The sequence below is a fragment of the Tildeniella sp. genome (genome assembly GCF_059505325.1).
In genome coordinates, this window is the sequence record NZ_JCACKI010000021.1 from 17478 (window position 1) to 44332 (window position 26855).

General features: G+C 49.6%; 23 protein-coding genes and 1 riboswitch. Of the genes, 8 read left to right on the forward strand and 15 right to left on the reverse strand.

Annotated features, from left to right (window positions below):
* Window positions 1–18: 18 nt before the first annotated feature.
* The 7 genes from cobJ to cobG all read right to left on the reverse strand — a co-directional run bounded on the left by cobJ (window position 19) and on the right by cobG (window position 7301).
* Window positions 19–1437: a precorrin-3B C(17)-methyltransferase gene (cobJ, locus tag AC5JO6_RS08855; protein WP_496080695.1), complete on the reverse strand. Its 1419-nt coding sequence runs from the start codon at window positions 1435–1437 to the stop codon at window positions 19–21.
* On the reverse strand, window positions 1434–2177 hold the full coding sequence (locus AC5JO6_RS08860; RefSeq protein ID WP_496080696.1) for a Uma2 family endonuclease: 744 nt from the start codon (window positions 2175–2177) through the stop codon (window positions 1434–1436). The genes cobJ and AC5JO6_RS08860 overlap by 4 nt, the downstream gene beginning before the upstream one ends.
* Window positions 2178–2316: 139 nt before the next feature.
* A complete protein-coding gene (locus tag AC5JO6_RS08865) occupies window positions 2317–3183 on the reverse strand; it encodes a precorrin-2 C(20)-methyltransferase (RefSeq protein WP_496080697.1) in 867 nt (288 codons plus the stop codon).
* The gene (locus AC5JO6_RS08870; protein ID WP_496080698.1) at window positions 3180–3809 is read right to left on the reverse strand and encodes a precorrin-8X methylmutase; all 630 of its coding nucleotides are present in this window, start codon (window positions 3807–3809) and stop codon (window positions 3180–3182) included. Before AC5JO6_RS08870 ends, AC5JO6_RS08865 begins: the two co-directional genes overlap by 4 nt.
* Before the next feature lie 35 nt (window positions 3810–3844).
* Window positions 3845–4669: a DNA adenine methylase gene (locus AC5JO6_RS08875; RefSeq protein WP_496080699.1), complete on the reverse strand. Its 825-nt coding sequence runs from the start codon at window positions 4667–4669 to the stop codon at window positions 3845–3847.
* 5 nt (window positions 4670–4674) lie between these two features.
* On the reverse strand, window positions 4675–5808 hold the full coding sequence (locus AC5JO6_RS08880; protein WP_496080700.1) for a hypothetical protein: 1134 nt from the start codon (window positions 5806–5808) through the stop codon (window positions 4675–4677).
* The gene (cobG, locus tag AC5JO6_RS08885; RefSeq protein WP_496080701.1) at window positions 5805–7301 is read right to left on the reverse strand and encodes a precorrin-3B synthase; all 1497 of its coding nucleotides are present in this window, start codon (window positions 7299–7301) and stop codon (window positions 5805–5807) included. The genes AC5JO6_RS08880 and cobG overlap by 4 nt, the downstream gene beginning before the upstream one ends.
* A 60-nt stretch (window positions 7302–7361) precedes the next feature.
* Window positions 7362–7457, reverse strand: a riboswitch (adenosylcobalamin-variant (AdoCbl-variant) riboswitch).
* Between the two features lie 233 nt (window positions 7458–7690).
* Between cobG and cbiE the strand changes: the two genes are divergently transcribed.
* Together cbiE and AC5JO6_RS08895 are read left to right on the forward strand one after the other, a co-directional pair.
* On the forward strand, window positions 7691–8896 hold the full coding sequence (gene cbiE / locus AC5JO6_RS08890; RefSeq protein WP_496080702.1) for a precorrin-6y C5,15-methyltransferase (decarboxylating) subunit CbiE: 1206 nt from the start codon (window positions 7691–7693) through the stop codon (window positions 8894–8896).
* A 33-nt stretch (window positions 8897–8929) separates the two neighbouring features.
* Window positions 8930–9448, forward strand: a complete 519-nt coding sequence (locus AC5JO6_RS08895; RefSeq protein WP_496080703.1) for a glutathione peroxidase — start codon at window positions 8930–8932, stop codon at window positions 9446–9448.
* Between the two features lie 202 nt (window positions 9449–9650).
* Here the strand turns inward: AC5JO6_RS08895 and AC5JO6_RS08900 are convergent, their stop codons facing one another.
* From AC5JO6_RS08900 to AC5JO6_RS08910, 3 genes are all read right to left on the reverse strand, one after another.
* A complete protein-coding gene (locus AC5JO6_RS08900; RefSeq protein WP_496080750.1) occupies window positions 9651–10400 on the reverse strand; it encodes a cobalt-precorrin-6A reductase in 750 nt (249 codons plus the stop codon).
* Between the two features lie 40 nt (window positions 10401–10440).
* The gene (locus AC5JO6_RS08905) at window positions 10441–11253 is read right to left on the reverse strand and encodes a prohibitin family protein (RefSeq protein ID WP_496080704.1); all 813 of its coding nucleotides are present in this window, start codon (window positions 11251–11253) and stop codon (window positions 10441–10443) included.
* A 552-nt stretch (window positions 11254–11805) separates the two neighbouring features.
* The gene (locus AC5JO6_RS08910) at window positions 11806–13347 is read right to left on the reverse strand and encodes a P-loop ATPase, Sll1717 family (protein WP_496080705.1); all 1542 of its coding nucleotides are present in this window, start codon (window positions 13345–13347) and stop codon (window positions 11806–11808) included.
* Window positions 13348–14025: 678 nt separating this feature from the next.
* On the opposite strand from AC5JO6_RS08910, the gene AC5JO6_RS08915 reads away from it, so the two are divergent.
* From AC5JO6_RS08915 to AC5JO6_RS08930, 4 genes are all read left to right on the forward strand, one after another.
* On the forward strand, window positions 14026–14625 hold the full coding sequence (locus tag AC5JO6_RS08915; protein WP_496080706.1) for a peroxiredoxin: 600 nt from the start codon (window positions 14026–14028) through the stop codon (window positions 14623–14625).
* Between the two features lie 387 nt (window positions 14626–15012).
* Window positions 15013–16353, forward strand: a complete 1341-nt coding sequence (locus AC5JO6_RS08920) for a cytosine deaminase (protein ID WP_496080707.1) — start codon at window positions 15013–15015, stop codon at window positions 16351–16353.
* Between the two features lie 75 nt (window positions 16354–16428).
* Entirely contained in the window at window positions 16429–17550 is a 1122-nt protein-coding gene (gene pdxA, locus AC5JO6_RS08925; RefSeq protein WP_496080708.1) for a 4-hydroxythreonine-4-phosphate dehydrogenase PdxA, read from the forward strand.
* Window positions 17551–17951: 401 nt separating this feature from the next.
* Window positions 17952–18173 carry a DUF4327 family protein gene (locus AC5JO6_RS08930; RefSeq protein WP_496080709.1) on the forward strand — a complete coding sequence of 74 codons (222 nt, stop codon included), beginning with the start codon at window positions 17952–17954 and terminating at the stop codon, window positions 18171–18173.
* 25 nt (window positions 18174–18198) lie between these two features.
* Here AC5JO6_RS08930 and AC5JO6_RS08935 read toward each other — a convergent pair whose 3' ends face one another.
* Together AC5JO6_RS08935 and AC5JO6_RS08940 are read right to left on the reverse strand one after the other, a co-directional pair.
* Complete coding sequence (locus AC5JO6_RS08935; protein ID WP_496080710.1) at window positions 18199–18573, reverse strand: hypothetical protein; 375 nt, start codon at window positions 18571–18573, stop codon at window positions 18199–18201.
* A gap of 166 nt (window positions 18574–18739) precedes the next feature.
* Window positions 18740–19093 carry a hypothetical protein gene (locus tag AC5JO6_RS08940; RefSeq protein WP_496080711.1) on the reverse strand — a complete coding sequence of 118 codons (354 nt, stop codon included), beginning with the start codon at window positions 19091–19093 and terminating at the stop codon, window positions 18740–18742.
* A gap of 258 nt (window positions 19094–19351) precedes the next feature.
* Here AC5JO6_RS08940 and cdf31 point away from each other — a divergent pair, with 258 nt between their 5' ends.
* Together cdf31 and AC5JO6_RS08950 are read left to right on the forward strand one after the other, a co-directional pair.
* A complete protein-coding gene (gene cdf31, locus AC5JO6_RS08945) occupies window positions 19352–20257 on the forward strand; it encodes a CDF family zinc efflux transporter Cdf31 (RefSeq protein WP_496080712.1) in 906 nt (301 codons plus the stop codon).
* Window positions 20258–20746: 489 nt separating this feature from the next.
* Window positions 20747–22321: a metallophosphoesterase family protein gene (locus AC5JO6_RS08950; RefSeq protein ID WP_496080713.1), complete on the forward strand. Its 1575-nt coding sequence runs from the start codon at window positions 20747–20749 to the stop codon at window positions 22319–22321.
* Between the two features lie 11 nt (window positions 22322–22332).
* Here the strand turns inward: AC5JO6_RS08950 and AC5JO6_RS08955 are convergent, their stop codons facing one another.
* From AC5JO6_RS08955 to AC5JO6_RS08965, 3 genes are all read right to left on the reverse strand, one after another.
* The gene (locus AC5JO6_RS08955; RefSeq protein ID WP_496080714.1) at window positions 22333–23931 is read right to left on the reverse strand and encodes an Hsp70 family protein; all 1599 of its coding nucleotides are present in this window, start codon (window positions 23929–23931) and stop codon (window positions 22333–22335) included.
* Window positions 23932–24233: 302 nt separating this feature from the next.
* On the reverse strand, window positions 24234–25637 hold the full coding sequence (locus AC5JO6_RS08960) for an amidohydrolase (RefSeq protein ID WP_496080715.1): 1404 nt from the start codon (window positions 25635–25637) through the stop codon (window positions 24234–24236).
* A 2-nt stretch (window positions 25638–25639) separates the two neighbouring features.
* On the reverse strand, window positions 25640–26653 hold the full coding sequence (locus AC5JO6_RS08965) for an aromatic ring-hydroxylating dioxygenase subunit alpha (RefSeq protein WP_496080716.1): 1014 nt from the start codon (window positions 26651–26653) through the stop codon (window positions 25640–25642).
* Window positions 26654–26855 lie beyond the last annotated feature (202 nt).

A 26855-nucleotide genomic window follows, 5' to 3' on the forward strand; every position in this document is an offset into this window, starting at 1 on the left:
TTAATTACGCCCAGTAATTTACACGATCGCCGTTTGATCGTGATGGTTCGTTTGGAGATCGTCTTGATAATGCCGTGGAGTGTAAACCCATACGCTACCATCCGATCGCGCAATCGTGCGGGTCTGGCTAGAACCGACGAGAATAACTGTTCGCATATCTGCATCTGCTGACACAAGCTGATCAAGCGTTATGACCTGTACAGATTGACCCGATCGCCCCAAATTGCGTGCCAAGACGACAGGTGTTGTGGACGATCGCCATTGCCTTAAAATCTCTTTTGCCTTATCGAGTTGCCACGTTCGCTGTTTAGAAACGGGATTGTAGAACGCGATAACAAAATCAGCTTGAGCCGCTGCTGCAAGACGTTGTTCAATCACCAACCAGGGTTTGAGGATGTCGGAAAGGGAGATGGCGCAGAAGTCATGCCCCAGCGGTGCACCGATCGCCGCTGCTGCCGCTTGCATGGCTGAAATTCCGGGCGCGACGTGGATATCAAGCTGCTCCCAGGAAGGGTTTGCGTCACGATCGATCACTTCAAACACTGCCGCTGCCATTGCATAAATGCCGGGATCACCAGAAGAAACGACCACGACCGATCGACCTTCGGCAGCCAGATCTAACGCTTGTCGGGCGCGATCGATCTCCACGCGATTATCCGACTCGTGCCGCTTTCCTTGAGCAAACGTACCGACTAGATCTAAATAGGTTTTGTAGCCGACTAAATCTGTAGCAGCTTGCAGAATTGCCTTGACTTCTGGCGACATCCACTCAGCCGCTCCGGGACCTGTACCCACGATCGCTAGCTTGCCTTGAACGACAACAGGTTGATAGACCAGATGGGTTGCACTGCCTATGATTGGGCGATCGGTCACTTCGATCGTGTGTGTGCCGTCTGCTGTAAAGGGGAGATTGCTTTGACGAAGCCAATCGGCATCACCCATGAGTCTCACTGTCGCTCCAGCGATGAGATCAGAGGTGAAGGCTTTAGCGTGTTCTGGATTTGTCAATCGGTAACCAGATGGCGGCGCTTCCAACACAACATTGAACCGCAGTTGCCCAGTTGCAGTAATCGCGGCTTTGCTGTTGAAGGCATGGGCGATCGCGGTTGCCAACTCATTCGCACCCGTCAATCCTCCCAACAGCGGGACAACGGCACTACCATCTTCCGCCACGGCGATCACGGGTGGTTCGGCTCGTTTGTCGGCTAGTAGGGGAGCCAGCGATCGAATCAAAATCCCCGCTGCACAGATGCCAACGATCGGCGTTCCCTCGCTGAATAAGTCTCGTACTGTGTCGCCAAATTTGGTGTAGGACGCATCAACCGATTGGGTACGTCCTGCTAACCCGTAGATCGTAGCGATGGGTAAGGCTGCCTGGATTTGTTGCGCGATCGCTACGCTGCTTTCGCTCAGAATGATGATAACAGGGGGCTTCATTGCGGTCGATCGCCTGCTTGTATCGCTTTGAGCCGCAGATCCTCAAGTTGCTGCACAAAGGTTTGATGCTCTGTGCTATCGATCCCGGTTTGCAGGACGGCTAAGACCGATCGCATGTCGCCCTGCAGCATTGCCTCCACGTTCAACCACAAGCCCGGAAACACCTTGCTGTGAATGACACCCTGTTTATCCGGCACTAACGAAACATAATCCCCGTCCTGCAACTGAAACCAGTCGATTTTCTGGTCATACACCTGCCAAACAATGTATTCCTGTACGCCACTGCGCCGATAAGCACGTTTTTTATCGCCCAGGTCAATGGCTGCACTACTCGCCGCAACCTCTACAACCAGTTCGGCTGCGCCTTCCAGATAGCTATCGTCACTGAGTGTTGCCTGTCCACCACTTGACTGACTAATCAACAGCACGCCATCTGGTTGTGGTTCGTTGTCTATATCCAGACGCATGGTTGGCTCAATACCCATCCTTACTTCTGGCGTAGCAATTTTATATGTCCATAACCAGCCGATAAGATCACCGTGCGGTTCAGCGTGGGGTGTAAAACGTAACGGCGATGCCATGTAGACGACTCCTTCAATTAGTTCTGCTTTTCTCACGTTGGGCATGGCGTTGTAGCGACGCTCAAATTCGGGACGCGTCAGGCGATCGCCGTTCTCCAGTGGCGGCAACGCCACCCCCTTCAACTGAGAGGCAGTAGTTTGAGGCAGGGAAGAAGTCATAGCAACAGTCCCAATAGCTGAGGTGGGATGAAGTTGAAGCAACAGTGTAGACCTAATCAGGCTGAACGCTGACGGCTGAACGCTGATAGCCAAACGCTAATCTGATTCAATCGCGTCTATGCACCCATTATCAGTAATTTTATTGCGGTCGAGTTTGGCTGGGGATGAGAATCAGTGCCCAGTAGGGAACGTCAGCCGGATTCATGGCGGCGATCGGACGAATCTGCTGGTTCGGCATCGTTGCCCGTTCAATATACAGTGCCCGTGACAGCAAGCCTAAATCGTCCAGAATGGTGCGAACTTTGGCGAAGTGCCTGCCCAGTTTGATGATGATGGCAGCGTCGGCAACGGCAAGGCGATCGCGCAAGGTCGCTTCATCCAACGTAGCAGGCATAATGCTGAGCACATCGTTGCGGTAGGTGAGGGGTACACCTAACATCGCAGCACTAGCAAAGGTCGAAGAAATCCCTGGCACCACTTCAGTATCAAAGCGTCCCGCCAGACGGTTAAAGATGTACATAAACGAGCCATACAGCAACGGATCGCCCTCACAAAGAACCGCTACATCGCGTCCCGCTGTGAGATGTTGGGCAATAGTCTCAGCCGCAGTGTCGTAATAGGGTTGCGACGATCGCTCCACGCTAAACGGTAGCGGCATGGGCACTTCGATTTGCTCTGGGCGAATGAAATCGGCGACGATCGCCCGCGCCAGCACTTTGCCACTTTCCATTGTGGGATAAGCAATGACAGGCACCGAAGTCAAAATGCGGTGTGCCTTGAGCGTCAGCAGCTCCGGATCGCCGGGACCAATGCCTAAGCCGTAGAGTCTTCCAGGGGGTGTAGGGTGTGGGGTGTGGGGTGCGGGGGAAGAGAGTTTTGGGGATTGATTGGCATCCCCTGCCCCCTCTGCTCCCCTTAGCCCTTGTTCCCCGTCCCCTGCCCCCTCTTGTTTCCTATCCCTATTCCCCACTCCCCACTCCCCACTCCCTATTCCTGCTTCAGTCATAACTCAGTCTCCTTTGCTAACGCATTCACGGCTGCGGCTGCCATTGCACTACCACCCCGACGACCCTGAATGGTCAGAAAGGGCACACCCCTGCTGTTTTCTGCCAGTGCGGCTTTTGATTCGGCAGCACCCACAAACCCAACCGGAAAACCCAAGATTAGCGCTGGTTTTGGCGCACCTTCATCAAGTAATTCCAACAAGCGAAATAAAGCAGTTGGGGCATTGCCGATCGCCACCACTGCGCCATTCAAGTGCGATCGCCACAGTTCCAAAGCCGCTGCCGACCGTGTGTTCTGGATGGTTTGGGCGATCGTGGGCACTTCTGGATCGTTCAACGTGCAAATAACCGCATTGTTAGCAGGCAAGCGTTGACGAGTGACCCCATTTGCCACCATCTGAGCGTCACACAAGATTGGTGCGCCGTTGATGAGTGCCGATCGTCCCGCCTCTGCTGCATTAGTGGAATAGGCTAAATCTTGGACAATATCAGTCATACCGCAGGCATGAATCAGCCGCACGGCTACCGTTTCTAAAGCGGCTGGCAGCATTGCCAAATTTGCCTCAGCTCGAATGATGGCAAAAGAGTGTTGATAAATTTCATTGCCGTCCCGAATGTAGTCAATCATTTTAAGCGGTTGTTTAAACAGAGAAAAGAAGCAATTTAATAGTTTTTTATCAACAATTCCTGCCCCTCAGCGGCATTTTTTTGCTTATAGTTATTCATGCCATACTGAAGCGTCCATTCAGTAATATTGGCGAAGTCAAAGAGCTTTCTAATTTCAGGAGAGTCGTCATATGTGATTAGCCATCTGTGCCGACATGCGCGCATATTTTTGGCAAAGCGTTCGTGATCAAAAGAAGTGTGTAATTGTCCTCGAAAACCATAGAGCTTCGATTGTGTAGCACTCAAATAAGGTGGATCGAGAAAGATAAAAACTTTTTCTCCATCTTGGAATAGCAAGTTTTCATAGTCGCCATTAGTAATGCGAATTGAGGCTAAATGAACAGAAAGATTGCGTAAGCGTTCGATCGACGAATCTGTAAATCTTCTTTCAAAAGCTTGTTGCGAATAGCCACCAGAGTCAACCGTGCCTGAAAATGTAATGCGATTTAAGACAAAGAAGCGTACTGCTCGCTCAAACTCACTAAGTTTTAAATCTGGGCAGGTGAAATAATTAAACAGTTCTCTACCGTTCGTATATTTTTGGTTCGTATATTTTTGCTTGATCTTATCTACTTCATCTACAAGCTCTGCAATATCATCCTTAGCAGCAAGCCAGAAACAATACAAATCAAAATTTAAGTCATTGAGCCAATACTGCTTGATTCGACTACCGAACAGTTGCTTCACTGCAAGAAAAACTGATCCCCCACCCACAAAAGGCTCTCTATATTCATTAATGCTTAGCGGAATATAGGGGATTATTTTATCGAGGGCTTTTGATTTTCCACCCGGATAGCGAAGTGGACTTTTGATTTGAGCCATAATAACTAACGATTTGCTCTGATCTCAATTTCTACGTTTTCATTGTGCTCAACCTCAAGCAACAATTTTCTAATAGTACTCTCTTCCTTTTTACTAAACACTAATGAATTGACTCTAATAAACTCTTCTAATTTTTCTGGGGACCAAGGTAAAATGATTGAATCCTTAATACCTCTACCTGTAAGCCTCAGTCTTACAGAAAAGTTGACGCGATGACCGTTCAACTGTAAGGCATCTATATTTGAGTATACAATTAGCTTGAAAAGACCATCTTGGATATCGCTCAACTCTGGTAAAGCTTTTCGAGTCGAGTTTTTCGATTCTTGGATAATGTAACTCTCGTCTACGTGAATCATTTCATCTGGTGTCAAGTAATAAGTCCCTCCCAAATAGTTTTCAATGCAGAAGGTCGCTTTCATGCCATCAATGAGATATTCAAGCTTATGAGATGTTGCTGCCTCTCGCCTACTTGCACCCCGCGATCCTTTCAAAGAAATATTCTTGAATTCTTCAAAATCCTTAATGATCGCCTGCAAATACTTTTCCATTCCAGCATGAGAGTGAAGTGGTACATTAATTTGCCTCGATATAACTGCGTATGAGTCGAGAGCTTTTCTAAAAATTTCGACAAAGCGCTCCTCAAACAAGCTTCTGTTCCAATGCAAAGCACTCTGCTTATAATCTAATATTTCTTGAATTTGAGACTTTATAAATTCATTGTTAAATCGTTGTTTGGTGAGCTTATTCTTAGTAGATTGCTTATCTTTATAACTTTTTTCTGCATTTTCATAGTATCCAAGAACGATATACGTATTCAGTAAATTCATCCATGAAATTGTTGAATACTGAAGCTTGTCTAAATCTCCATCTCTTCCTTCGTCTTTAATGACAGGAATTACAGTTAGGATTTTTGCGGCGTTGTAAGTATTATAAATTCTTGCAAACGGGTAGCTTCTTGTTCGTTTTGGTGAAACCCATTTTGAGTAAGCTAGCTCTGAACTATCTGTCTGTATGATTCCGTAAGCGCTGGATTGATTGATGTCAAAGTCTGCAAAAGCGCCTTTTGCTAGACTTTCTGTCAAACAAGCTCTATACTTAACACCTTTTATAAATCCAGTAAAGTGCAGAACTATAGTCATGGTGTCAATCGAGCTTGATCAAGTAATTGCTGCAGTTCCACGATCGTATGTCGATCAACAAAGCTTCTAAAGGTTTCATGCCAATGCGATCGACACGTTTGATAAACTCGTAGTATTTGCTCAACTAGGTCAGGCAGTTGTGTAGAACGGTAGTTTTGGTAGAGTAATCGACCAAAATTTGAATCGCCATCTCCCACATAAACGCGGTAACGTTCTGTTGTAATGCCAAGCAATGTAATATCACTGGCAGAGTGTTGAGCACAGGATTTTTCACACCCGCTGAAATGGATATTAATCGGACGATCAAGCACGATATGTTGTTCTAGATGAGCCGCTAGTACTAGAGCATCTGCTTGCGTGTTAGTAGCCGATGACTTGCAACCTGTTGTACCAGAACAGGCAACGATCGCGCTGTGAGAATGTGTGGATGATCCGCTTAATCCTAACTGTTCAACTTCCTGCATTACTACTGATATTTCTGACGTTGGAAGATCAGAAAGTAACACAGTCTGCCACGGCGTTATTCGCAAAATGCCACTGCCATATCGTGCTGTTATTGTTGCTAATCCGCGCAGTTGTGTCGTCTCTAAGCGACCCAGCGGTAGAACAACACCAACATAAAAAAGTCCAGGCTGACGTTGAGCATGTATCCCTAAATGATGATATGAGTTAGAGAATGAGTTATGATCAATTTCTTCGTTTCCCTGAAGCAGAATTCTTGCCTTTTGTTCTAATAAAAACGGCAGGCGACTTATTATGGTTCGCAGATATGTTTCTAAACCCCAGTCGTGTAAAAGCGTTCTTAAACGCGGTTTTTGTCGGCTACTATTACCGAGCGTTTGCATTGTGTAGTCACGATAAACCTCTGTCATCGCTATTAGCACTTGCAGACTCTCTTCTGGTCTAATGAGAATGTCTGTTTCACGTGGCGATGCTCCACGATCGCCCAAGCTCAAATGCAAACGAAAGTAAATTTCATCATCGATCGCCACTGCTACCAAACTAATGTCGTTGGGTCGATCGCGCACCGAAACCGTTTCGCCACCATCAAAACACACGCTAAATTTAGGCGATAACACGGCAAAATCGGGACGCGTTGTAAGATAACGATTCCACTCAGCGACAAACGGGCGTGTATCGAGCAATTGCTGGCGATCGATACCTGCTGTGGGACTGCACATGATGTTGCGAAGTGCATCAATCTCGGTAACAGGAGAGGCTAATCCTACCGCTTGTAAGTGCGCCAATTGATCGCCATCAATGCTTACCTGAAGCTCACGGATTTGCACATTGGCACGATTCGTCACTGTTACATAGCCGCCACCCGCTTGATCGGCAAGGTCAGCGATCGCTTCACACTGGGACACTGTTAGCAGCCCACCTGGTATTCTCAGGCGAGACAGCAACCCATCGCGCGCAACTGATGGCTGAAACAAGCCGGGGCAAGTTGCAAATTTTGATGGTGCAAATTCTGATGGTGCGAATGATGACAAAGCTCTAACTCCTCCCCTGTGCGACGCAGGGAGTAGACAATAAAGGCATCCCGCAGATACCACCCAGTCGGCATTCTGACTTAAAAGCATTCAAAACGCTTCATTACAGTTGCGGCACAGTACCGGAATCACACCGGACTTTCCCGACTCTAGGCTTCAGTAACTTAGCATGAGAAAGCAGTGGACGCGTGAGATGCCATTTTTTGTAATAAGCAGCTATCAGCTATCAGCTATCAGCCCTCAATCTTTCGCTCTTAGCGAAAAGACTAGCAGGCAGAATATTCAGTCAGAGTAACGCTGGCATGATTGATCGTCAGGGTATGTCTTTAAAGCTGACCGCTGACCGCTCAAGTATTGTTATCTTCTCACACGCAATTTAAAACGACTTTATGACTCAAAAATGGCTTTCGGTGGTGGGCATTGGTGAGGATGGGTTGGAAGGCTTAAGCCCGATCGCACGTGCTCTTGTTGATCGCGCTGAAGTGCTGGTGGGGGGCGATCGACATCTTGCGATGCTGCCTACTGACGATCGTGAGCGGTTGGTTTGGACAGCACCGATGCGTGAGTCGATCGAGGAAATTTTGCGTCGGCGAGGGCAAGCCGTTTGCGTCTTAGCGAGTGGAGACCCCATGTGCTACGGCATTGGCGTAACGTTACTCCGTCGCATTCCCCTGGCGGAAATGACACTTCTTCCGGCACCATCGACGTTTAGCCTTGCCTGTGCCCGACTTGGCTGGTCGCTCACGGAGGTCGAAACGGTCAGCTTGTGCAATCGTCCGCCTGCACTACTGCATCCCTATCTCTATCCTGGTGCGAAACTCTTGATTTTGAGTGAGGGTAAGCAAACCCCCGCGATCGTTGCCGATTTGCTGTCTCAACGCGGTTTTGGCAACAGTGCGATGACCGTTTTAGAACGGTTGGGTGGCGCTCACGAACGACACGTTACAGGTATTGCGTCTACCTGGCACGAAACGGATTTAGCAGACCTCAACGCGATCGCGGTCGAGTGTGTCGCTGATCCAGGCACAGTACCATTACCACGCACACCGGGACTACCAGACAGTGCCTATCATCATGACGGGCAACTGACCAAACGCGAGGTGCGATCGCTCACCCTCTCAGCCCTCGCACCCATGCCAGGAGAACTTTTGTGGGATGTCGGTGCAGGCTGTGGTTCGATCGCCATTGAATGGATGCGAAGCCATCCTCGCTGCCGTGCGATCGCCGTTGAGAAAGCCCGAACTCAATACATTGCTGATAATGCCGCTGCACTTGGTACGCCGGGGTTACACATTATCGATGGTAAAGCGCCTGCCGTGCTCAAGGATCTGCCTCAGCCGCACGCCATCTTCATTGGTGGTGGCATCACAACAGACGGCATGATCGAAACCTGTTGGGAGGCGCTGCCATCTGGCGGTCGTCTGGTTGCCAATGTAGTCACGATCGCGGGTGAACAGCAGCTTTTTCAGTGGCAACAAAACGTAGGCGGAACCCTTACTCGTATTGCGATTCAACGCGCCGAGCCGATCGGTCAGTTTTTGGGCTGGCGATCGCTGGCACCAATCACACAATGGACAGTGGTAAAGTTAGAGTGAAGAACCATTTAGTTTTGTTAAGCATCTATCGCTATGACCGCCTCAACGCCCCAATCCCTTTACGACTTCACCGCTACGAGCATAGATGGCAAGCCCATTAGCTTGAGCACCTATCGAGATCAGGTGTTGCTAATTGTGAATACTGCCAGCGCCTGTGGTTTTACACCGCAGTACAAGGGGCTGCAAGCACTTTATGAAAAGTACGAAAAGCAGGGCTTTGTGATCCTGGGCTTTCCCTGCAACCAATTTGGGCAGCAAGAACCAGGCAGCACGGCTGAAATTCAATCCTTTTGCGAGATGCGCTTTGGTGTCACATTTCCGCTGTTTCAGAAAATCGATGTGAATGGTCAGAATGCTCATCCGCTCTATCAATACCTGACGAAAGCAGCTCCAGGTCTTTTGGGCACCGAGTCCGTCAAGTGGAACTTTACGAAATTTTTGGTCGATCGCGCTGGCAATGTGGTTAAACGCTACTCCTCACTAACCAAGCCAGAAGACATTGAACAAGCGATTCAAACACTTCTACAAACGCAGTTTCCAGTCCTCAAGTAAGGATTTGTGAGGTAATTAGTTGTAAAGCCCTTTGGGCATACCACAAAGGTTGTTGGTTGTTAGACCAATCGCTCGATTAGTGTAGCTTACTAAAAACTAGAAACTTAACGGCTACTAGGCGATCGCGCCCGACGCACTAAAGAAGCACCAAAATAGATCTCAAAAATCTCTGACCGCTGAAAGCTGACCGCTGAAAGCCCTACTACGACAATCGTTTGAGCCACTCCACCGCGCTTGAAACATCTGCTACTCGATCGCCCTCAGGCATAGCAGGACGCTGAACCATAAATATCGGCAACGCTAGCTTTCTTGCTGCAACAATTTTGGCGTAGGTCGCATCACCGCCGCTGTTTTTGCTGACGATCGCGTCAATCTGGTATTGCTTCAAAAGTGCGATTTCATTTTCCAACGTGAACGGACCGCGATCGAGGAGCAATTTACCGTTGGGCAGTGCCACGCTGGGATCAGGTGGATCGATCGATCGCATCAAAAACCAATACTCCGTCAATGTTGCAAAAGGAGCCAGTTGCTGCCTGCCGATAGTCAGAAAGAGCCGTTTTAGATGGGCTGGTACGGCTTTCGCGGCTGCTTCGACGCTCTCAACTTCAAGCCAGCGATCGCCCGCAACTTTCTCCCACGCTGGTCGCATGAGCATAAGATGAGGCATATCAAGCGCGATCGCCGCTGTTGCTGCATTCCAGGACATTTTTGCGGCAAAGGGATGCGTCGCATCGATCAAGACATCGATCCGCTGCTCTTGAAGATAAGTGACCAAACCATTGGAGCCGCCAAAGCCGCCGACTCGCACCTCTCCTGCTAGCGTTGATGGGTGCTGAGTCCGACCTGCCAGCGAAGTGATGACTGTGATACCCGAAAGCGTTGAAAGTTGCATTGCCAGCGCAGCAGCATCACCCGTCCCGCCCAAAATGAGGATTCGTAGCGGTTTAGCGATCGCAGTACCCACTGCACCCGTCAACGGCATCACAGGCGCTTCAACCCTTAGTCTTGGCAACCTCCAGGTTAATGAATGGCAGCGCACCATTGCCGCCCATCACCTGTGGAAACTTGCCATCCCATTTTTCGATCGCCTGTTTCTGTAATAGTTCTGGTGTTAGCGTCTCTCGCAGCAAGCGCTGTGCTTCTGCCTGCCCCTTAGAGCGATTGACCGTTGCCTCGGCTTCTTGCTCAGCTTCTTGAGCCACGTAAACAGCCCGTTGCGCTCGCTGCTCGGCAATCTGCTTTTCTTCAACCGCATGGGAAAATTCAGGCGAGAACTTTAAATCGACCACGCTAGTATCAAGAATAATGATGCCGTACTTATCCAGACGAGTACCCAGCGCCAGATCAAAATCTTGCTTCAACTCATCACGTTTGGTAATCGCTTCTTCAATGGTGCGACGAGCCGCCGCAATCTTGAAGGACTCCTGAGTTTGAGGCGCAATAATCTTCGACACAATATTTTGCAAGCTACCTTGCGATCGTCGAATGTTCACAACCTGCGTTGGGTCTAAGCGGAAGTTAATCGCAAAGCTGGCAGTTAGATCCTGCAAATCTTTAGTGGAGCTTTGAGCAGGTACTTCAAACTTTTGCACGGTCAAATCGTAAATATCGACCTTTGAGACAAACGGTGGTTTGAGATGGATACCTTCCAGCAATTCACCGTCACGTGCCTTGCCCAAAATGCTAATCACTCCAGCTTCGCCTGGATTGACGATGACAAAGGCATTCAGCCCAAGCAGTGCCACAAGACCGACGATCACCAATAAGGCAGTCGTCTGCCAGGTTTGCGCTTGCTGACTACTCACGGTTAAGCTCCTTTGTGTTGTTCCCTGCTACGACCATAGACGATCGCTGTTGCATAATGCTTGCCAACAACAAAGATGATTGCTCTCGAAGCAGTCATCACAGGAGAGTGATCGTGCCATACCTTCAAAGGTCGCGATCGCGTTCCTACCAAAAATTAGCCACAGGTATCAGAAGCGGCAGTTAATGAACAGTACCCTCAGTTAAAGACAGGCATCAACTTACAAGAATATCTCCTTCATTGGGTAGACGATTCTTTTTGACTGCCTCCTCAACATATAAAAGTATGTTCGAGGCTGAAATTGATGATACAGGTTTGGCTTTGGCTGGGATGCATCAGCATGACGTTAGGCTCAGTCTTTTTTGGCTTTGGAGTCGATCGCGCAAAAGGTAAGCGGTGGCAAGTTGTTTACAGCTTGAATTCTTTCATTAATTAGAATCAGTTGAAGAAGTCACTAAAAACGAGCAAGCCTTCAGTCGGTACTGAAAGGAGATGAACCAATACAATACCTCTCAAAGAAGTTGTAGTTTACCGATTTGAAAACAGCCATAGATTACCGATAGGCAAGTTCCTTAAACTCCTCATGTTCAGGAAAAGGGTAAACCCGTAGATTAGGCTTCAGGTTGATATTGAGCCTCCGATAGAACATTGGATGCACCACACAGTAATCTGTAACGAGCAGCGGTAATCTTATTCTTGAACTATATTCAAAATCTGCTTCTACAAAGCCCGATTTCTGATCAATCGTCCGTACCCGTCCGATGATACCCAACTCAGCTATGAGTTGTCGAAACGCGAAAGGAGAGTATTCTCCAGAGGGCCATTCCGATGCGGTGAGCGATGCTCTTTTGTCCAATTCATTCCCTTTAAAGATCATTGGCAAACCTGATAGCGCTTCCACAATTCTGCCAACTTTAGGGTAAACGGCACTGTAAGAGTTAAGCACTTCTTCTGCTAGGGCATATTCACCTTCTGCAACAGCTTTAATGATTGTTTCTGGATGAAAAGCTGGGAATTTTTTTTCTCTAGCGGCTCTAGCGGCGATCGTATTGCAAAGGACAATCAATTGCCGAGGACGCATCTGTGTGTGTCGTAGCACGTAGGGAAACGTCAGCTCAGGTAAGCCTCCATCATTCCGCAAGCTGTTGCCAAAATAGGGATTCCACATCTTCTCGCGGACTTCGTTATAGTCGTCCCATTTGATGTTGATAGACTCTTGAGAGAGCTGATCTACCGCACGCAAATAGTGGTGAAAGCGCCAGCTAATGAGCCGCATCAGATCTTTGGGTCGCCAATGTAGATAGACTTCATGCCGCACAAATTTCAGCGTATTGAGAATGACTTCTTCTTTCAGATAAGGAAATACTTCAGCCATCACAAAAATCTTCAAATGCACTCCATTTCTGGCATGATCTCGATTAAACTCAGAACCGCATTGAATCAGTGCTGCGGTTGTCCGCATCATGATGTCATCATTAACGGCATAGTTTTCCAGGGTATCAATCGCTACAATAATCGGTTTTTTGCGCGCTAGTTCCAGTACAGCCACTTTACCTGCGGCAATTCTCTCATCTGAAAGAATGGCTTCTAGTTCGCTCAATAAGTCGCCTTCAGTATCCAAAAAGTGATTAACCAGAGCGCTGAGCGTATGGCGAATAAAGTTGGAAACTTTACCATTATGGTCGCCGAAAATACAGGCAGCTTGAATCCGAAGATCCTGACCTTTTAACTGTCTAAAGATGATCAGCCAAATGAGAAAATCCCATATTTTTGCAATCTTAGGAATGGCAACCTCACGGGACTGCATGGTGAGTTTAGAAACTTTCTCCAGAATTTGTTCAAAGGCTACAGGCTCATCGACATCGATTGCGATCGTGTTACGAAGCTGCTTTTGAAAGGAGAAGAATTGAGAGAGCGCCGTTTTTCCCGATCCTCTTCTGCCCACAATGAGGAAGACATTTGGGTCGAGCGCTAGGCTATTAAATCGAGTTTCGTAAAAGAAATATTCGCTGTAATCTTGCTTGAGGAGCTTCACTTCAGATTCACAGTCAGCTTCTCCAAAAGGACTGACTTGCTTAGCAGTTTCCTGGTGCAATCGGGTTCTCCTCTCTCTTTAAGCGGGGGCTATACGCCCACATTATGAGTGAGTCGAAGTCATTATTTAATTACCCTTCCGGGTAGTCTATTCTACTAGACCGTTTCTGCAACTTGCTCGATCGTTTACAACGTTAAGGGGATTGCAAGAAAAGAAGATACCAGTGGTTTGGGTTTCGGCTCTGCTCAACCCGCTATGACTGAAGGTTGAGCGTAGCTGAAACCTGGTTAATTGGTCGGTGATTAAATCGCAAAGCCCTAAGGTTCTAGACGACAAGTTTATGTTTGAGTGTGTTGCCCTTGCCGTCAACTCCGTCAGCAGTACAGAGCGATTGGCTTTCATGAGAAGAGTGCATGTGATGAAGCGATCGCCCCTCACAACTTGATAGTTAACCGCCGACCTCAAGCGAACATTGGTGATCTTAAAGGGCGATAACATAGCTTTTTAAGAAGGTTCGGGCAAAGGCGCGATCGCGCCTGACTGGATCGGATCTCCTTGATCAACGCCTTACTCAAAATCGTTATGACTATGATATAGTCAGGTCAGTCCTTAAGTTGTCGGTCGTTGTGCGTACCGAACCAGTGCTGGGCTGACTTTACTGATTGTTCTGCGAACCAAACGCGCTGACAAAGATCAAGACGCACCCAATATACCCAAAGATAAGGAGACTGTAATCTCATGACTCAAGAAGGATGCTTGCGCGTTGGGCAATCTGCTCCCGACTTCACAGCAACGGCTGTAGTAGATCAAGAGTTTAAGACGATTAAGCTGTCTGACTACCGTGGCAAGTACGTTGTGCTCTTTTTCTATCCGCTCGACTTTACCTTTGTTTGCCCGACTGAAATTACTGCGTTTAGCGATCGCTACGACGAGTTTAAGCAAATCGGTACCGAAGTGCTAGGCGCGTCGGTTGATAGCGAATTTTCTCATCTGGCATGGATTCAAACCGATCGTAAGAGCGGTGGTGTGGGCGACCTCAACTATCCCCTCGTTTCTGACATTAAGAAAGAAGTAAGCGCGGCTTACAACGTGCTTGACCCTGATGCAGGTGTCGCTCTACGGGGTCTATTTATCATCGATAAAGACGGCATCATTCAGCATTCCACTATCAACAACCTCTCCTTCGGTCGCAGCGTTGACGAAACTCTACGGACGTTGCAGGCAATTCAGTATGTGCAATCTCATCCCGATGAAGTGTGCCCCGCTGGTTGGAAGCCCGGTGATGCAACCATGAACCCCGATCCCAAAAAGTCGAAGGAATACTTCGCAGCCGTATAACGTTTGACTATCCGTTACAGCGGTTCCTAATCCAGTGAAGTACAGTCGCAAAGAGGTAGAAGGCAGAGGGCAGAGGGCAGAAGTTAAGTTAAAGAGAACGGCGGCTTTCCTTCTGCCTTAAAACCCCAACCCTTGTACCGCACGCTAATGGGAACCGCTACATCAGAGTTGAGTTAGACACGAATAGAAGGGTGGGCGAAGGCTCACCCTTTTGTTTGGGCGCTTTAAGGTGCGTACAGTATGCCAACACAGAGATGCTTTGCACGGGTGATGGTTTAAATCAAACCTTGCGATACATTAGGACAACTAATCGACGTAGTTCATACAGAACGACATGCAGGTAGCCTTAAAACGGCTGGACTTTGATCATCCATTGAGACAGGCTTCATGATTCCGGCTTCCGATCGCTATTGGCTCAAAAATGCCCACGTTCCACTACCCCTGCTAGATCAAAGTCCAAACGACCTCCTTCCTATACCCGCTACTCAGAGCGCCTCACAGCCAGACTTTCTTCTCGTTGATGTTGAAATTGACGGCAGTACGATCGGCGCGATCGCTCCAGCAGGCAGAACCAACGATGAACAACCATCCGTTGACCTCGGTGGCGGCATTGTCTTTCCCTGCTTTGTTGATCTACATACCCACTTAGACAAAGGGCACATCTGGGAACGGACACCCAATCCTGACTGCACCTTCGATGGCGCGATCGATACCAGCCAAACCGATGCTAAAAAACATTGGGATGCGGATGATGTGTATCGTCGTATGGAGTTCGGACTGAAGTGTAGCTATGCTCATGGCACAAAAGCACTTCGTACCCACATTGACTCAGCGGGCGAACAAGCAGCCATCAGCCTGAGCGTCTTTAAAGCCCTCCAATCAGAATGGAGAGCGCGGCTGACCCTGCAAGCCGCTTCTTTGGTGTCATTGGAATACTATTGCACGCAAGCGGGTGAACAACTGGCTGAGCAAGTTGCTGAGGTTGGCGGCATTTTGGGTGGTGTTGCTTACATGAACCCAGACATTGAGGCACAGGTCGATCGCGCCTTCACGCTGGCAAAAGCCCATCGCCTTAATCTGGACTTTCACGCGGACGAAACTAACGACCCCAATGCAGAAACTCTACGTATCATTGCTGAGACGGCGATTCGACACCAATTTCAGGGGCAAATTGTGTGTGGGCACTGCTGTAGTTTGGCGGTACAGTCACCGGAAACGGCGATCGCAACGATCGCCCTCGTCAAGCAGGCAAAGATTGGTATTGTCAGCTTACCCATGTGCAATCTATATCTACAAGATCGGCAAACAGGGCGCACCCCTCGCTGGCGTGGGGTGACGCTGCTGCACGAATTCAAGCAAGCAGGTGTACCCGTTGCGATCGCCAGCGACAACTGCCGCGACCCGTTTCATGGCTTTGGTGACCACGATGGTTTAGAGATTTTCAGCTTATCAGTCAAAATTGCCCACCTCGATCGTCCTTATGGAACATGGTGTCGTGCCATTACAATGACTCCGGCTGACCTCATGGGCTTGCCAACTGTAGGGCGCATTGGCGCGGGTCTTCCTGCCGATCTCGTGCTCTTTAAGGCACGCCGCTATAGTGAATTGCTGTCGCGATCGCAGCACGATCGCGTTGTGTTACGCGCTGGCAGGGCGATCGATACGACCTTACCCGCGTATGCTGAGTTAGACGATGTGACCGCCAAAGGGCATAACAAGCGACACTAGCGCAACATACGGTCAAGCGATCGAGTGCTGAATCTCGCTACAGTGGTCTAGGGTGCAGTAAGAACAAATTTGATCATGTCTGACACAACCTCCTATCGCCCTCAATTGGCTGTTACGCTGGGCGATCCAGCAGGCATTGGTATAGAAGTGGTACTTAAAGCACTGGCAATGCCACTTGCGGACTGTGACGTGACGATCGTTGGTAGTCGATCGCGTCTTATAGCTACCTACCAGCAGTTGCGATCGCGCCACTCACACCTTGCCCTGGCGAATCCAGATTACCTAAATATCCTTGACGTGGCGCTGGATGCCTCTGTAGAAGAGCAAATTATGATTGGACAGGAAAGCGCTGCCAGTGGAGCCACCAGCTTTCGCTATCTAGCAACTGCGATCGCCCATGCTTTAGATGGAACGTTTCACGGTATTGTCACCGGACCCATTTCCAAAGCCGCCTGGAGTGCAGCCGGACATGCCTATCCTGGACAGACTGAACTGCTGGCAAAACGGGCAGGCGTTGACCGCTTTGGTATGTTGTTTGTCGCTCGATCGCCCTATACAGGCTGGATTTTGAGAACGCTACTGGCAACGACTCACATTCCCCTACGTCAGGTTGCCGATGCCCTCACTCCAGCCTTACTCACTCGCAAGCTCGATCTACTGATCGAATGTTTGCGACAAGATTTTGGTTTAGAAACACCCCGCATTGCGATCGCCGGACTCAACCCTCACAGCGGCGAACAGGGCAAATTAGGGCAGGAGGAACAAGACTGGCTGATTCCCTGGCTTGACGAGACGCGCGATCGTCTTCCTCAACTTCAATTAGAGGGACCTATTCCGCCTGACACACTATGGGTAAAACCAGGGCAAGCGTGGTTTGGGAGACATCAGGACGTAGAGGGTACAACAGTTGCGTCTTCTCGAAGCGTTAATCCTGCCGATGCCTATCTGGCGCTCTATCACGATCAAGGGCTGATTCCAGTTAAACTGATGGCGTTCGATCGAGCGGTCAATACCTCGATCGGGTTGCCCTTTGTGCGTACATCGCCCGATCACGGTACAGCCTTTGACATTGCCGGGCAGGGCAAAGCAGAAGCAACCAGTATGAGAGCCGCGCTAGAGTTGGCGGCAGAACTGTGTTACAAGCGTCAGAAGCGTCGGATGGCAGCCGTTTTGAATCCGCTCCTGAGTAAAATTTAGCACCAAAGCATCAGGCAATCGTGCCTCATAGAAAGCCCCTGCGAAAGCTAGGAGTAAGGCAGTGCGCGTAAATTTGCTCAAGGCTCTGACAAGGTTCACGTTCTTTAAGCTTCCGCAACAGATCCCTTGATCGTTCCTCGAATCCACTGATCGCTAGATGCTTTAATACCAGGATTTTGCGGAATCTAGTTAGGATTTGATGACTTTTTCAACAGTTCTTAATACAATCAAAGAGGGTTTAGCGCGAAAATGAAACGAGTTCAGTATAGAGGACTACAATCTCTTTCCTCTAAATTAAGCCTTAGTTTTAACTTATTTCTACTCCTACAGCTACTTCAAGTCGCTCCATACAAGCTCCCTCTCCTCACCAAAATTCCATTAGCCAGTACAAGGGTGATATTATGCTTCAGTCTGCACAGTATTCTCTCAGCGTGATTCAAGACGAGGCGCGTGAACTCGTCCGTAAAGGTAAAGTCAGCCGTCAGCAGCCGATCTACATTCTTTGCCAATTCATTCCAGCGCGCGAATGGGCGCTGGTCGAATGCGAACTGGAACGATGCAGTTTTCTGCTCCGCGATCGTATCGGTGATCTCGTCGGTCGTGAACAGTGGGACAACGACTAGCTGAGTTCAAGCCAGAAGAAGCAAATTAGGATGATGTGCCTTCATTCCTGATCTGCTCTAGTTCAGCCCGCATAGCCACAATTTGTGCTGTTAACTCCTGTAGCTCTAGCTGAATCCCTGGAGGGGCAGACGGTGTTGTCGAGACAGTACTCGTCTGCCCTGAAGCAGGCGGCTGAGAGCGTTGGGAAAGTAGCGTATCGACGAAGTTGCGTGCCTCCTGCTCGGTTACTTCGCCCTTCTCTGCCCACTTGGCTGATAGCTCGCTCCACTCTTGGTTTAGTCTAGAGAAATTCTCGCCGCGCTTTTCCGAATCTTGCAGCACTTCTACTAGAGACGCTGTCGCCCCAAGCGTGACACGAAACCCTTTTTGAACCAGTTGCACAAGGTTGTCAGAATTCATCGCGATCGTATCCTTTAAGCATCATGCGGACAGTTTAAGCCTACTTTACAAATACAGGTAGAAGATGTTGAAATTCGGAGGAAAAAGAGTCTTCTAGTGAGTTGCTTTGATTAGTGCTGCTGCTTTGCTGTTCAGTATCTTTGAGCCGATGCATAAGCCCAATGCCTTACGCATATTGCTCTAAATATTGATTGATGTCTTCTATCAAACGGCTGAGTTCAGCTTCGGTTGTCAGGCGAATGCGATCGTCCCTTAGAGTAATCAAAACTTTGGCAGCAAATGGGGTTGACCAGATATTAGGGTTACAAAAAACTTCGAGAAAGACATCACCCGTATACTGGTACTCCATCGGCTTTTGAGGCGTTGCGCGCGCTCCAGGAGCGGTTTTTTTGGTGGCAATGGCTTTGAGGCTGTCCATAAGCTGAGAGAGCGCTAGCTGTAACTCTCTGGCAGCCTGGGGCGTAAAGCTCATTGCCACAGACCCTTCAACGAGATTGATGGTAAACCGAGATACAGACATGCGGGGCGAAATCCAACGATCGGCACTCTAAATGGTACTAGCGATGGTAACTGAAAAGATCTTCTCTTTACGAATCAGACAATGAAATAGCAAATAGCTTCAATCATGCCGTAGCCGTCATGCTGCTGCATTGCTGCTGCCACTGGACAATTGCAGCGTTTCTTAACTACTGAGAAAGTTTACTGGTAAGGGTTAAACGCCAGTGGTGAAGGGGCGATTGCTGTCCTACAGTGAGGGTAAATAAGTTTAAGGAAAGCTGTGGCTATAGATAATCGATCGCGCGTACGTAAAGTGCTGCTGATCACTCTACTGCTTAACCTGTTTGTCATGGTGCTAAAAGCTGGAGTTGGCTGGCTTACGGGGTCACTCAGCTTACTAGCGGATGCGCTGCATAGTGTAACCGACAGCGCCAACAACGTTTTAGGCTTGGTCGCCAGCCGCTTTTCGTCGCCAGAACCCGATCGTGACCATCCCTATGGACACCAAAAATTTGAGGCTGTCGGCGCGTTGGGCATTGCCGCTTTTCTAGGCATTGCCTGCTTTGAGATTTTGCAAGGCGCGATCGAGCATCTGATGACTCCGCATCATGATCCAGTTAAAATCTCTCCTCAAGAACTATGGCTACTGCTCATTGTGCTGGGAGTCAACATTTTCGTTGCTTTTTACGAGCGGCATGAGGGAATGCGTATCGGGAGTGCCATTCTAATCGCTGATGCTAAACATACGATGAGTGATATTTGGGTCACGATTAGTGTCTTGGGCGGTTTGATCGGCATCTGGGCGTGGGGGTTGCAGTGGCTAGACGTTGCGCTGGCATTTCCGGTTGCCGTGCTGGTCTTTTCAAGCGGTTGGTCAGTATTGAAGGACAATTTGCCGTCGTTGGTGGATGAGATGGCGATCGCTCCCGAAGCGATTCACACGATCGCTATGCAAGTTCCGGGTGTGTTGAACTGCCACGATATTGCGTCTAGAGGCGTGGTTGGTCGTCAAACCTTTATCGAAATGCATCTGATTGTCGGTGCACCTGATGTCGAAACGGCTCACCAGGTTACTGAAGAAGTGGAAGAGCGCTTGGAAGAACGCTTCGGTCCGGCTCGTATCCTCATTCACCTTGAGCCACCTGGCTACACCTCTGATCAAATCACCTACGAATCAAAGGTCTGATTAAAAAAGGTGGAAGCTTGAAGTTTTTGGAAGACAAGCCTAACTACGAATGCTTCTCGTGCGCAGCTTCCAGGGCGCGTCATCAATTTAGCTCCGAAACCTTACGGTATCAGCATTGTCGCGCCCGTCCCAACACACCAGGCTAGGGGCTGGAACCCTGGTTGCAAGTAATGTGTAGTCGTAATCGACGGCAGCCCTTAGTGTTAAGGCTCTAATGTACGCCAGTTTAAAGTATGAAAGCCCCAGGTTGCCCTGGGGTTTTGGAGTCATCAGCTCTTTGCACCTATGACGTTAAAAGAAATGGCAATACTTTGACTCTGCCTGAAGATAGAGGAATGGCGAAGGAGGACAGAACCCCAGTTCGATCGCCGCGACCTAGCTGGAATTTCAGCCGATTACTGATTGAAGCGATGTTAACTTGGTCGTTACAATCAACATGAGCGATCGCTAACAATAGCCTTAACCGCTGAAACAGGGAGCAAAGCTGCGATGGAATTTGTGCTCGACCCACCGATCGCCACCAAAATCCGCAAAATGGATCAACGCGTACGCTGGCATGACCCTGCGATCGTGCAGCGGGGCATTGACCAGACTCGCCTCGCGCTAGACGACGGACGGGAAGACAGCCCAGAGTTCTCTTTTCTGGTGCTGGGCGATAGTGGCTCTGGACCGCATCGAGGGCATAACCCACAGCGACGCATTGCCGAACAAATGCTGGAGCATCAACACGAGTGCCGTTTTGTGTTGCATACAGGCGACGTAATCTACTTAACTGGATCGAGCGCTTACTATCCGCCCAACTTTATTGAGCCATATCGAGAGTTTTTGGTAGGGGGCGAAGATTTTAAGCGCATTGCGTACGATCGCATGGTCTTCAATCTGCCCTTTTTACCCGTCCTCGGCAACCACGACTACTACGACATGCCACTTCTCTACGGCATGTTGTCACAGCTCACGCTACCGCTGCGTCAATTGCTCCAGTCTCGCCTCGATTTGGATGTGAGCTGGCGTGGCTCAGTGCAAGGCAATGCATATGCCCGCGCCTTTCTTGACTACCTCAAGGTTCTTAAGCCGGGTGCTGAGCTAGAACGACATCTAGACAAGCACTATACGGCTAAAACTGAGACGGGACGCTGCCTGAGCTACCAGCCAGGGCGCTTTACCCGTCTCCCAAACCGTTACTACACGTTTCGATCAGGCGGCATTGACTTTTTTGCGCTGGATTCAAACACCATCAATGCACCGATTCCCCTGCCAGATAACCCCGCTGGAGAAAAGTACCGTCGCCATCTAGAGCACCAGCGATCGGATATGGATAACCAGATGCAGGAAATTTTGATTACGCTGGCGAAGCTCAAACCGGACGAACCGGATGATGCGGAACGGATGGATGACCTGCAAGCCAAGCTAGAACAATTAACCGAAGTTAAAAAAGACATCATCAAACAACTGGAATCAAATGAAACAACAGAAACAGATTTGCACCAGCTAGATTGGCTCCAACAAAAGCTTATAGAGTCGTGGAACACCGATGCTGTGAGGGGACGGGTACTCTTTTTCCATCACCCACCCTATGTCACTGAGGCAACCAAATGGCATCAGGCACAAACGCTGGCAGTACGCTATCGACTGCGACAAGTGCTGGATGCTGTAGCGGCAACAGTCGGCGATCGTGCCAAAGGTCGGTCGATCGTAGACCTAGTGCTCAACGGTCATGCTCACTGCTTGGAGTATTTACGCACCCTGGAGACTGGTCATGCTGACGCGAACACCAATTGGATTGTCTGCGGCGGCAGTGGCTTCAGCTTGCGGCGACAGCGCGAGGAAGGACCCGATGTAAAGGAATTTTTTGGTCAAGTGGGCGATGGTGAAGAACGGCTGGTTGCACGATCGAAGCTGTTTGTCGGACGTAGCGGGCAAGGATCGCATCGACGACGACCCTATTCGTTCATTCGGATTGATGTGCAAGCAGGAACACCACCAACGTTTGTCGTGCGTCCGTATGTGGCAGAACGGTTTCACAAGCAATGGGATGATTACGCGCTTGACCCTTTTACGGTTTAGATGGTTTGACTTCAACTCAACTGCACAACGGGTTGGTCATCAATGAGCGTTTGCAGTGCCAGCAAGTCTTCAACCGTAATACGAAGAAAGCGTTGGTTGTCGACGCGAAACAGCACCTTTACGCGATCGCTTCCTGGCTGTCCTGGCGGCTCAAGTTTAGCAATCTTGCGGGCATCGTCGCGATCGTTTAACGGTTGCACCTGCATTTGGCTACTGTCAACGCGCCGAGTCAACAGGCGATCGCCGTCAAAATAAACCTCTGTCTGATTCGCTTCTATGCCCAATTCCCCGATCACCAATTCAATGCTCGGCTGATTGTCTAACGAGGCACCTAGTAGCAGCTCTATTGGATTGCTCATCGGGTATGCCTGTCCAGGCTTGATCAACGGATGCCAATTATGGGCGTTATGACGGCGATCCCAGTAGCGAATGCCATAGCCGTGATAAAGAAAGTCTTCGATATCGATGCCTTGACTGAGTTGTAGTGCACCGTGCGCGATCGCTTCAAACGGTTTTTCGCAGCGCACCTTTCCCGCTTCAACGTATTGTTGTATCCAAGCTTGCACTGCCGGAATCTGCGCGGTGCCACCGACTAAAAGTACCGCATCAATGTCGGCAAGTTCCATCCCCTGTCGTCGGGCTTGCTGCACCACCTGAGACAGACAGGCATCCAACCGCTCAAAAAACTGGCGCTGCTTCAGAATGTCCTCAAATTGGTCACGGCTCAGTTGCAGTTCGTAACTCTCAAACGTTTCGTCGTCAAAATACACCTCCTGCGCCTGCGTTTGCAACGAAAGCTGAATTTTTAACCGCTCCGCCAGCCGTGTCGTCAACGGAGTCACGGCTAGTGCTTGCGTTTCAGCAAAGTAGTCCACTAACCAGTTGTCAATATCCGAACCGCCCAGATTTTGTCCTGCTTTCGCCAACACTCTGGCTATTTTTGGCTTCTGCCCCGACTGTTCTGCAAACGATTTTTGTCCCCATTTGAGGATAAAGCCGAGTGGTTTCGTCTGTGTCTGAGCAGTGTCGAGCCGTACTAAGGAGAGATCCAGTGTACCGCCACCAAAGTCAATCACCAAAAGCATTTCCTGGTCTGCCAAGCCATAACCCAGTGCCGCTGCGGTCGGTTCATCCAGCATTCGCACGTGTTCTACTTGCAGCGATTCACAGACCTGTCCTAGCCAGAGACGATACGCCTCAAAGCTATCTACAGGCACGGTAAAAACGATCGACTGTCCGGCTTCCGGCTCCATGGTCTTAAGCTGCTGCACCAGCTGAGTGAGGAACCATTGCCCCACTTGTTCAAAGCGCACGGTCTGTCCATCTAGCTCAGGCAAAAAACCTTGCACACTAGAGCCAATACCGCGCTTGAAGTTACGGAAGAACCGTGGGTCAGTGGACAAATCAAGGGCACGATCGCGCACTGCCTGACCAACCACCACCATTCCCTGACTGGCATCTTCGACATAGATCAAACTGGGAATCAGCGGTGGATTCTGACTGGAGCGATCGCTCATGCCAGTTAAAGCAAGCGTTTCTGGTTGTTGTGTCGCCCGATTCCAGCGGGCAATGACAGTATTGCTAGTCCCAAAGTCGATCGCGATGCCCATGCTGTCTCAAATCGTCTTAACTGTGTGTCTCTTTTAAGACAATAGCAAGGAGTGAGGGGTCGGGAGTGAGAAATAACGCTTTCACGATCGCGGCACGAAAGCAATAAGAAGGTGAGTTTTAACAATATTCGTGTTTACGGCTGGAGAGATAGCAGCCCCAAATCATTCATGAAATGTAGGCATCGGTTTTAGCGGTCAGCTTTCATCCGGCTGACCGCTGGTTACTGACCGCTGGTTACTGACCGCTGACCGCTGACCGCTGATTACTGATCACACACCAGATAGAATTGCTATAAGAGCCGTTAATCAGTCAAACCCATCACTCGGCGATAATGAGCTTCGACTTGATGGATCGTCTGATAGTGGGGCTTGCTATATCCCTGACTGTAATCGAAGACCGTTTGTGTAAAGTGACTGGCATCCACTGTATGCAAGATGCCGTCAGCAACGACTCGCTGACCGCGCACCCAGACGCTATCGACTGCGGCAGTTGGTCTGCCCAAAACAAGTAGCTTTACAGGGTCAGTGCGAGGCAGCAGGGACAGATTTTTGAGATCGTAGAGTACCAAGTCGGCTTGCTTCCCAACCGTTAAAGAGCCAACCTGGTCTGCTAGATTGACTCCAGTGAAGCCGCCGATCGCTGCCATGTTGATCGCCTTTCTGGGTGTAATCCAATGCTGATAGTCTGGGTCGGTGACGTTATGCAAAAGGGAGCCAATTTTGATGGCCTCGAGCATATCTTGACCGTCGTTACTGGCGGCTCCATCGCAGCCAAACGAGACGTTGACTCCCGCTTGCAAGTACTTCAGCACAGGTGCAATGCCGCTGCCGAGGCGCAGATTGCTAAGGGCATTGTGAACAACAGTGGATTGGGTTTCTGCCAGAATCGCCATATCAGGTTCATCCAACCAGATAGAGTGCGCCAGAGAGGTGCGGTGATCGAGAAAACCAAGTTGCTGGAGGTGTTTCACGCCACTACCGCCATAGCGCTCTTGAGCCAACATTTTCTGTGCTTTCGTTTCTAACAGGTGAATGTGACGACAGAGATTGTAGCGATCGCTCAAGTCTCGACAGCCCTCAAATAATGCATCGGTGCAGCGATGGAACCCAGTAGGACCCACTGCAATCTGAATGCCTGCGTCGGGTTCATGGAGTTCGGTGACGATCGTCTCCATGATTGCCAGAATAGCGGCAGTGGACTGGTGATAGGGCTTGTGAGGCAGTGTTTTCAACCCTTCGGGATAGCCAGCCACAAAGGGCATGTCTTGAATCAACGGCGCAATGAAGGCGCGAATGCCGACTTCTTTATACGCACGGGCAGCCGCCGCAACGCTTTCCACTTCGTGACCCGCAATCACATACAAGTGATCCATCACGCAGGTGCCACCCGACATTAAAGTGCCAATGGCAGTGCCCAATGCGCCTAGATAGGTCTGCTCCAGCTCGGTTGGAGCGGTATCAAAGACATCTGCCAGCCACAGTTCTAGCGGCAGTTGGGGAATGAGTCCACGTTGCCAGAATTGAACGGAGTGGGCGTGTCCGTTGACAAAACCGGGCAGCAACAGCTTGTTTTCAGCATCGATCGCCGTTCCTACTGTTGGCAAATCGGAGCCGATCGCCGCAATGCGATCGTCCACAATTTGGACATCAACCGTAGCGTAGGCATCATCAACGGGAATCAGAGCCGAACGAAGGGTATAAGTCACGATTAATCCTGGCGACGCTCAACTTCTCCATGCGCTTTCAGCAGGGCAGCGAGCTTATGCCGCATTAGAATACCAGGTTTATCGGATGCCATGTGTTGCTCTTCGCGGATGTCGAGCGGCGCATCGTAATCAGTGGTTTCCAGGATTTCGCGGTCTTCTTGCGTAACGGTGCGATCGAAGGCAATAATATCTGCCGCCTTCGCATCCGCTTCAGTGTCGTTACGAAAGCAGAATTGAATCAGTTGAGAGGTTTTGTCATCGATCGGCGTAGCGGCAGAAAAGATGAGGTGAATCAAACCGTTAGGGTATTGAATTTTGAGTGTGCGAGCAAAGGGCATAAACCAGCGACGCTCGTTCGTGCGGATGGTTTTCTCGTTTTGAATGCCCAAGTTTTGTTTTTGCAGGTCGGGATTGAGCACTTCCACCCAATGCTTCATCACAAAGCCTGTTGCGGTATCGGCAATTTCGTCGATCGGCGGCGGCACTGGATTGCTCATGTCTCCCCAAGAACTCGCATGAACAAAGTTACCGTGAGCGCTGTCAAACGAGTTTTCCATGATCCGCAGTCCGCTGGCGTGCCAGGTTTCGTAGAACTCGTGAATCTGACGAAAGCCCGTCTCGTCGGCTTCGGGAATCGTGGGAATGTCGTTGAGTGGCTCACCCATGCAGACCCATACGTAGCCGTAGCGTTCCTGGCAACGATACCCACTAACTTTATACGTGCGGGGAATGTTGTCGCTGGTAAGTTGGGGCACTTTAACGCAGGCACCACTGCCATCAAATGACCACCCGTGATACGGACAGCGGATGTTACCGTCGATCACCTGTCCCTTCGAGAGTTGCGCCGATCGATGGCAGCAGCGATCGGCTGTTGCCACTGGCTTGCCGTCTCCATCTAGCCACAGCACTAACGGTTGTCCCAGCAATGTGAATGCCTGGGGAGCATCCTGGAGGGAGGCGATCGGCATCACGGGATACCAGAAGCGCTTGAGGACAGGCTGTTGAGTAATTAGCATGAGAACTATAGATTTAGGCTTGACTCGACCTAGTGTTGGAACTTGACTTTAGAAGAAAGTAGCGACTAAAACAGTAGTCGATCGAACACAGTAGACCACAGAACAGTATGTGTGGTGACCACCGCAACAGCAGTAGCCAGGTGGGATTGCGGCAGCACGATAACCCATTTGCGCACCATCGCTGTGAACTTTTTAGTTCTTC

Bases quoted from the DNA above. Each gene is read 5' to 3' on its own strand.
- cobJ (WP_496080695.1), bottom strand. From the start codon at position 1,437: ATGAAGCCCCCTGTTATCATCATTCTGAGCGAAAGCAGCGTAGCGATC.
- AC5JO6_RS08860 (WP_496080696.1), bottom strand. From the start codon at position 2,177: ATGACTTCTTCCCTGCCTCAAACTACTGCCTCTCAGTTGAAGGGGGTG.
- AC5JO6_RS08865 (WP_496080697.1), bottom strand. From the start codon at position 3,183: ATGACTGAAGCAGGAATAGGGAGTGGGGAGTGGGGAGTGGGGAATAGG.
- AC5JO6_RS08870 (WP_496080698.1), bottom strand. From the start codon at position 3,809: ATGATTGACTACATTCGGGACGGCAATGAAATTTATCAACACTCTTTT.
- AC5JO6_RS08875 (WP_496080699.1), bottom strand. From the start codon at position 4,669: ATGGCTCAAATCAAAAGTCCACTTCGCTATCCGGGTGGAAAATCAAAA.
- AC5JO6_RS08880 (WP_496080700.1), bottom strand. From the start codon at position 5,808: ATGACTATAGTTCTGCACTTTACTGGATTTATAAAAGGTGTTAAGTAT.
- cbiE (WP_496080702.1), top strand. From the start codon at position 7,691: ATGACTCAAAAATGGCTTTCGGTGGTGGGCATTGGTGAGGATGGGTTG.
- AC5JO6_RS08895 (WP_496080703.1), top strand. From the start codon at position 8,930: ATGACCGCCTCAACGCCCCAATCCCTTTACGACTTCACCGCTACGAGC.
- AC5JO6_RS08915 (WP_496080706.1), top strand. From the start codon at position 14,026: ATGACTCAAGAAGGATGCTTGCGCGTTGGGCAATCTGCTCCCGACTTC.
- AC5JO6_RS08920 (WP_496080707.1), top strand. From the start codon at position 15,013: ATGATTCCGGCTTCCGATCGCTATTGGCTCAAAAATGCCCACGTTCCA.
- pdxA (WP_496080708.1), top strand. From the start codon at position 16,429: ATGTCTGACACAACCTCCTATCGCCCTCAATTGGCTGTTACGCTGGGC.
- AC5JO6_RS08930 (WP_496080709.1), top strand. From the start codon at position 17,952: ATGCTTCAGTCTGCACAGTATTCTCTCAGCGTGATTCAAGACGAGGCG.
- AC5JO6_RS08935 (WP_496080710.1), bottom strand. From the start codon at position 18,573: ATGAATTCTGACAACCTTGTGCAACTGGTTCAAAAAGGGTTTCGTGTC.
- AC5JO6_RS08940 (WP_496080711.1), bottom strand. From the start codon at position 19,093: ATGTCTGTATCTCGGTTTACCATCAATCTCGTTGAAGGGTCTGTGGCA.
- AC5JO6_RS08950 (WP_496080713.1), top strand. From the start codon at position 20,747: ATGGAATTTGTGCTCGACCCACCGATCGCCACCAAAATCCGCAAAATG.
- AC5JO6_RS08955 (WP_496080714.1), bottom strand. From the start codon at position 23,931: ATGGGCATCGCGATCGACTTTGGGACTAGCAATACTGTCATTGCCCGC.
- AC5JO6_RS08965 (WP_496080716.1), bottom strand. From the start codon at position 26,653: ATGCTAATTACTCAACAGCCTGTCCTCAAGCGCTTCTGGTATCCCGTG.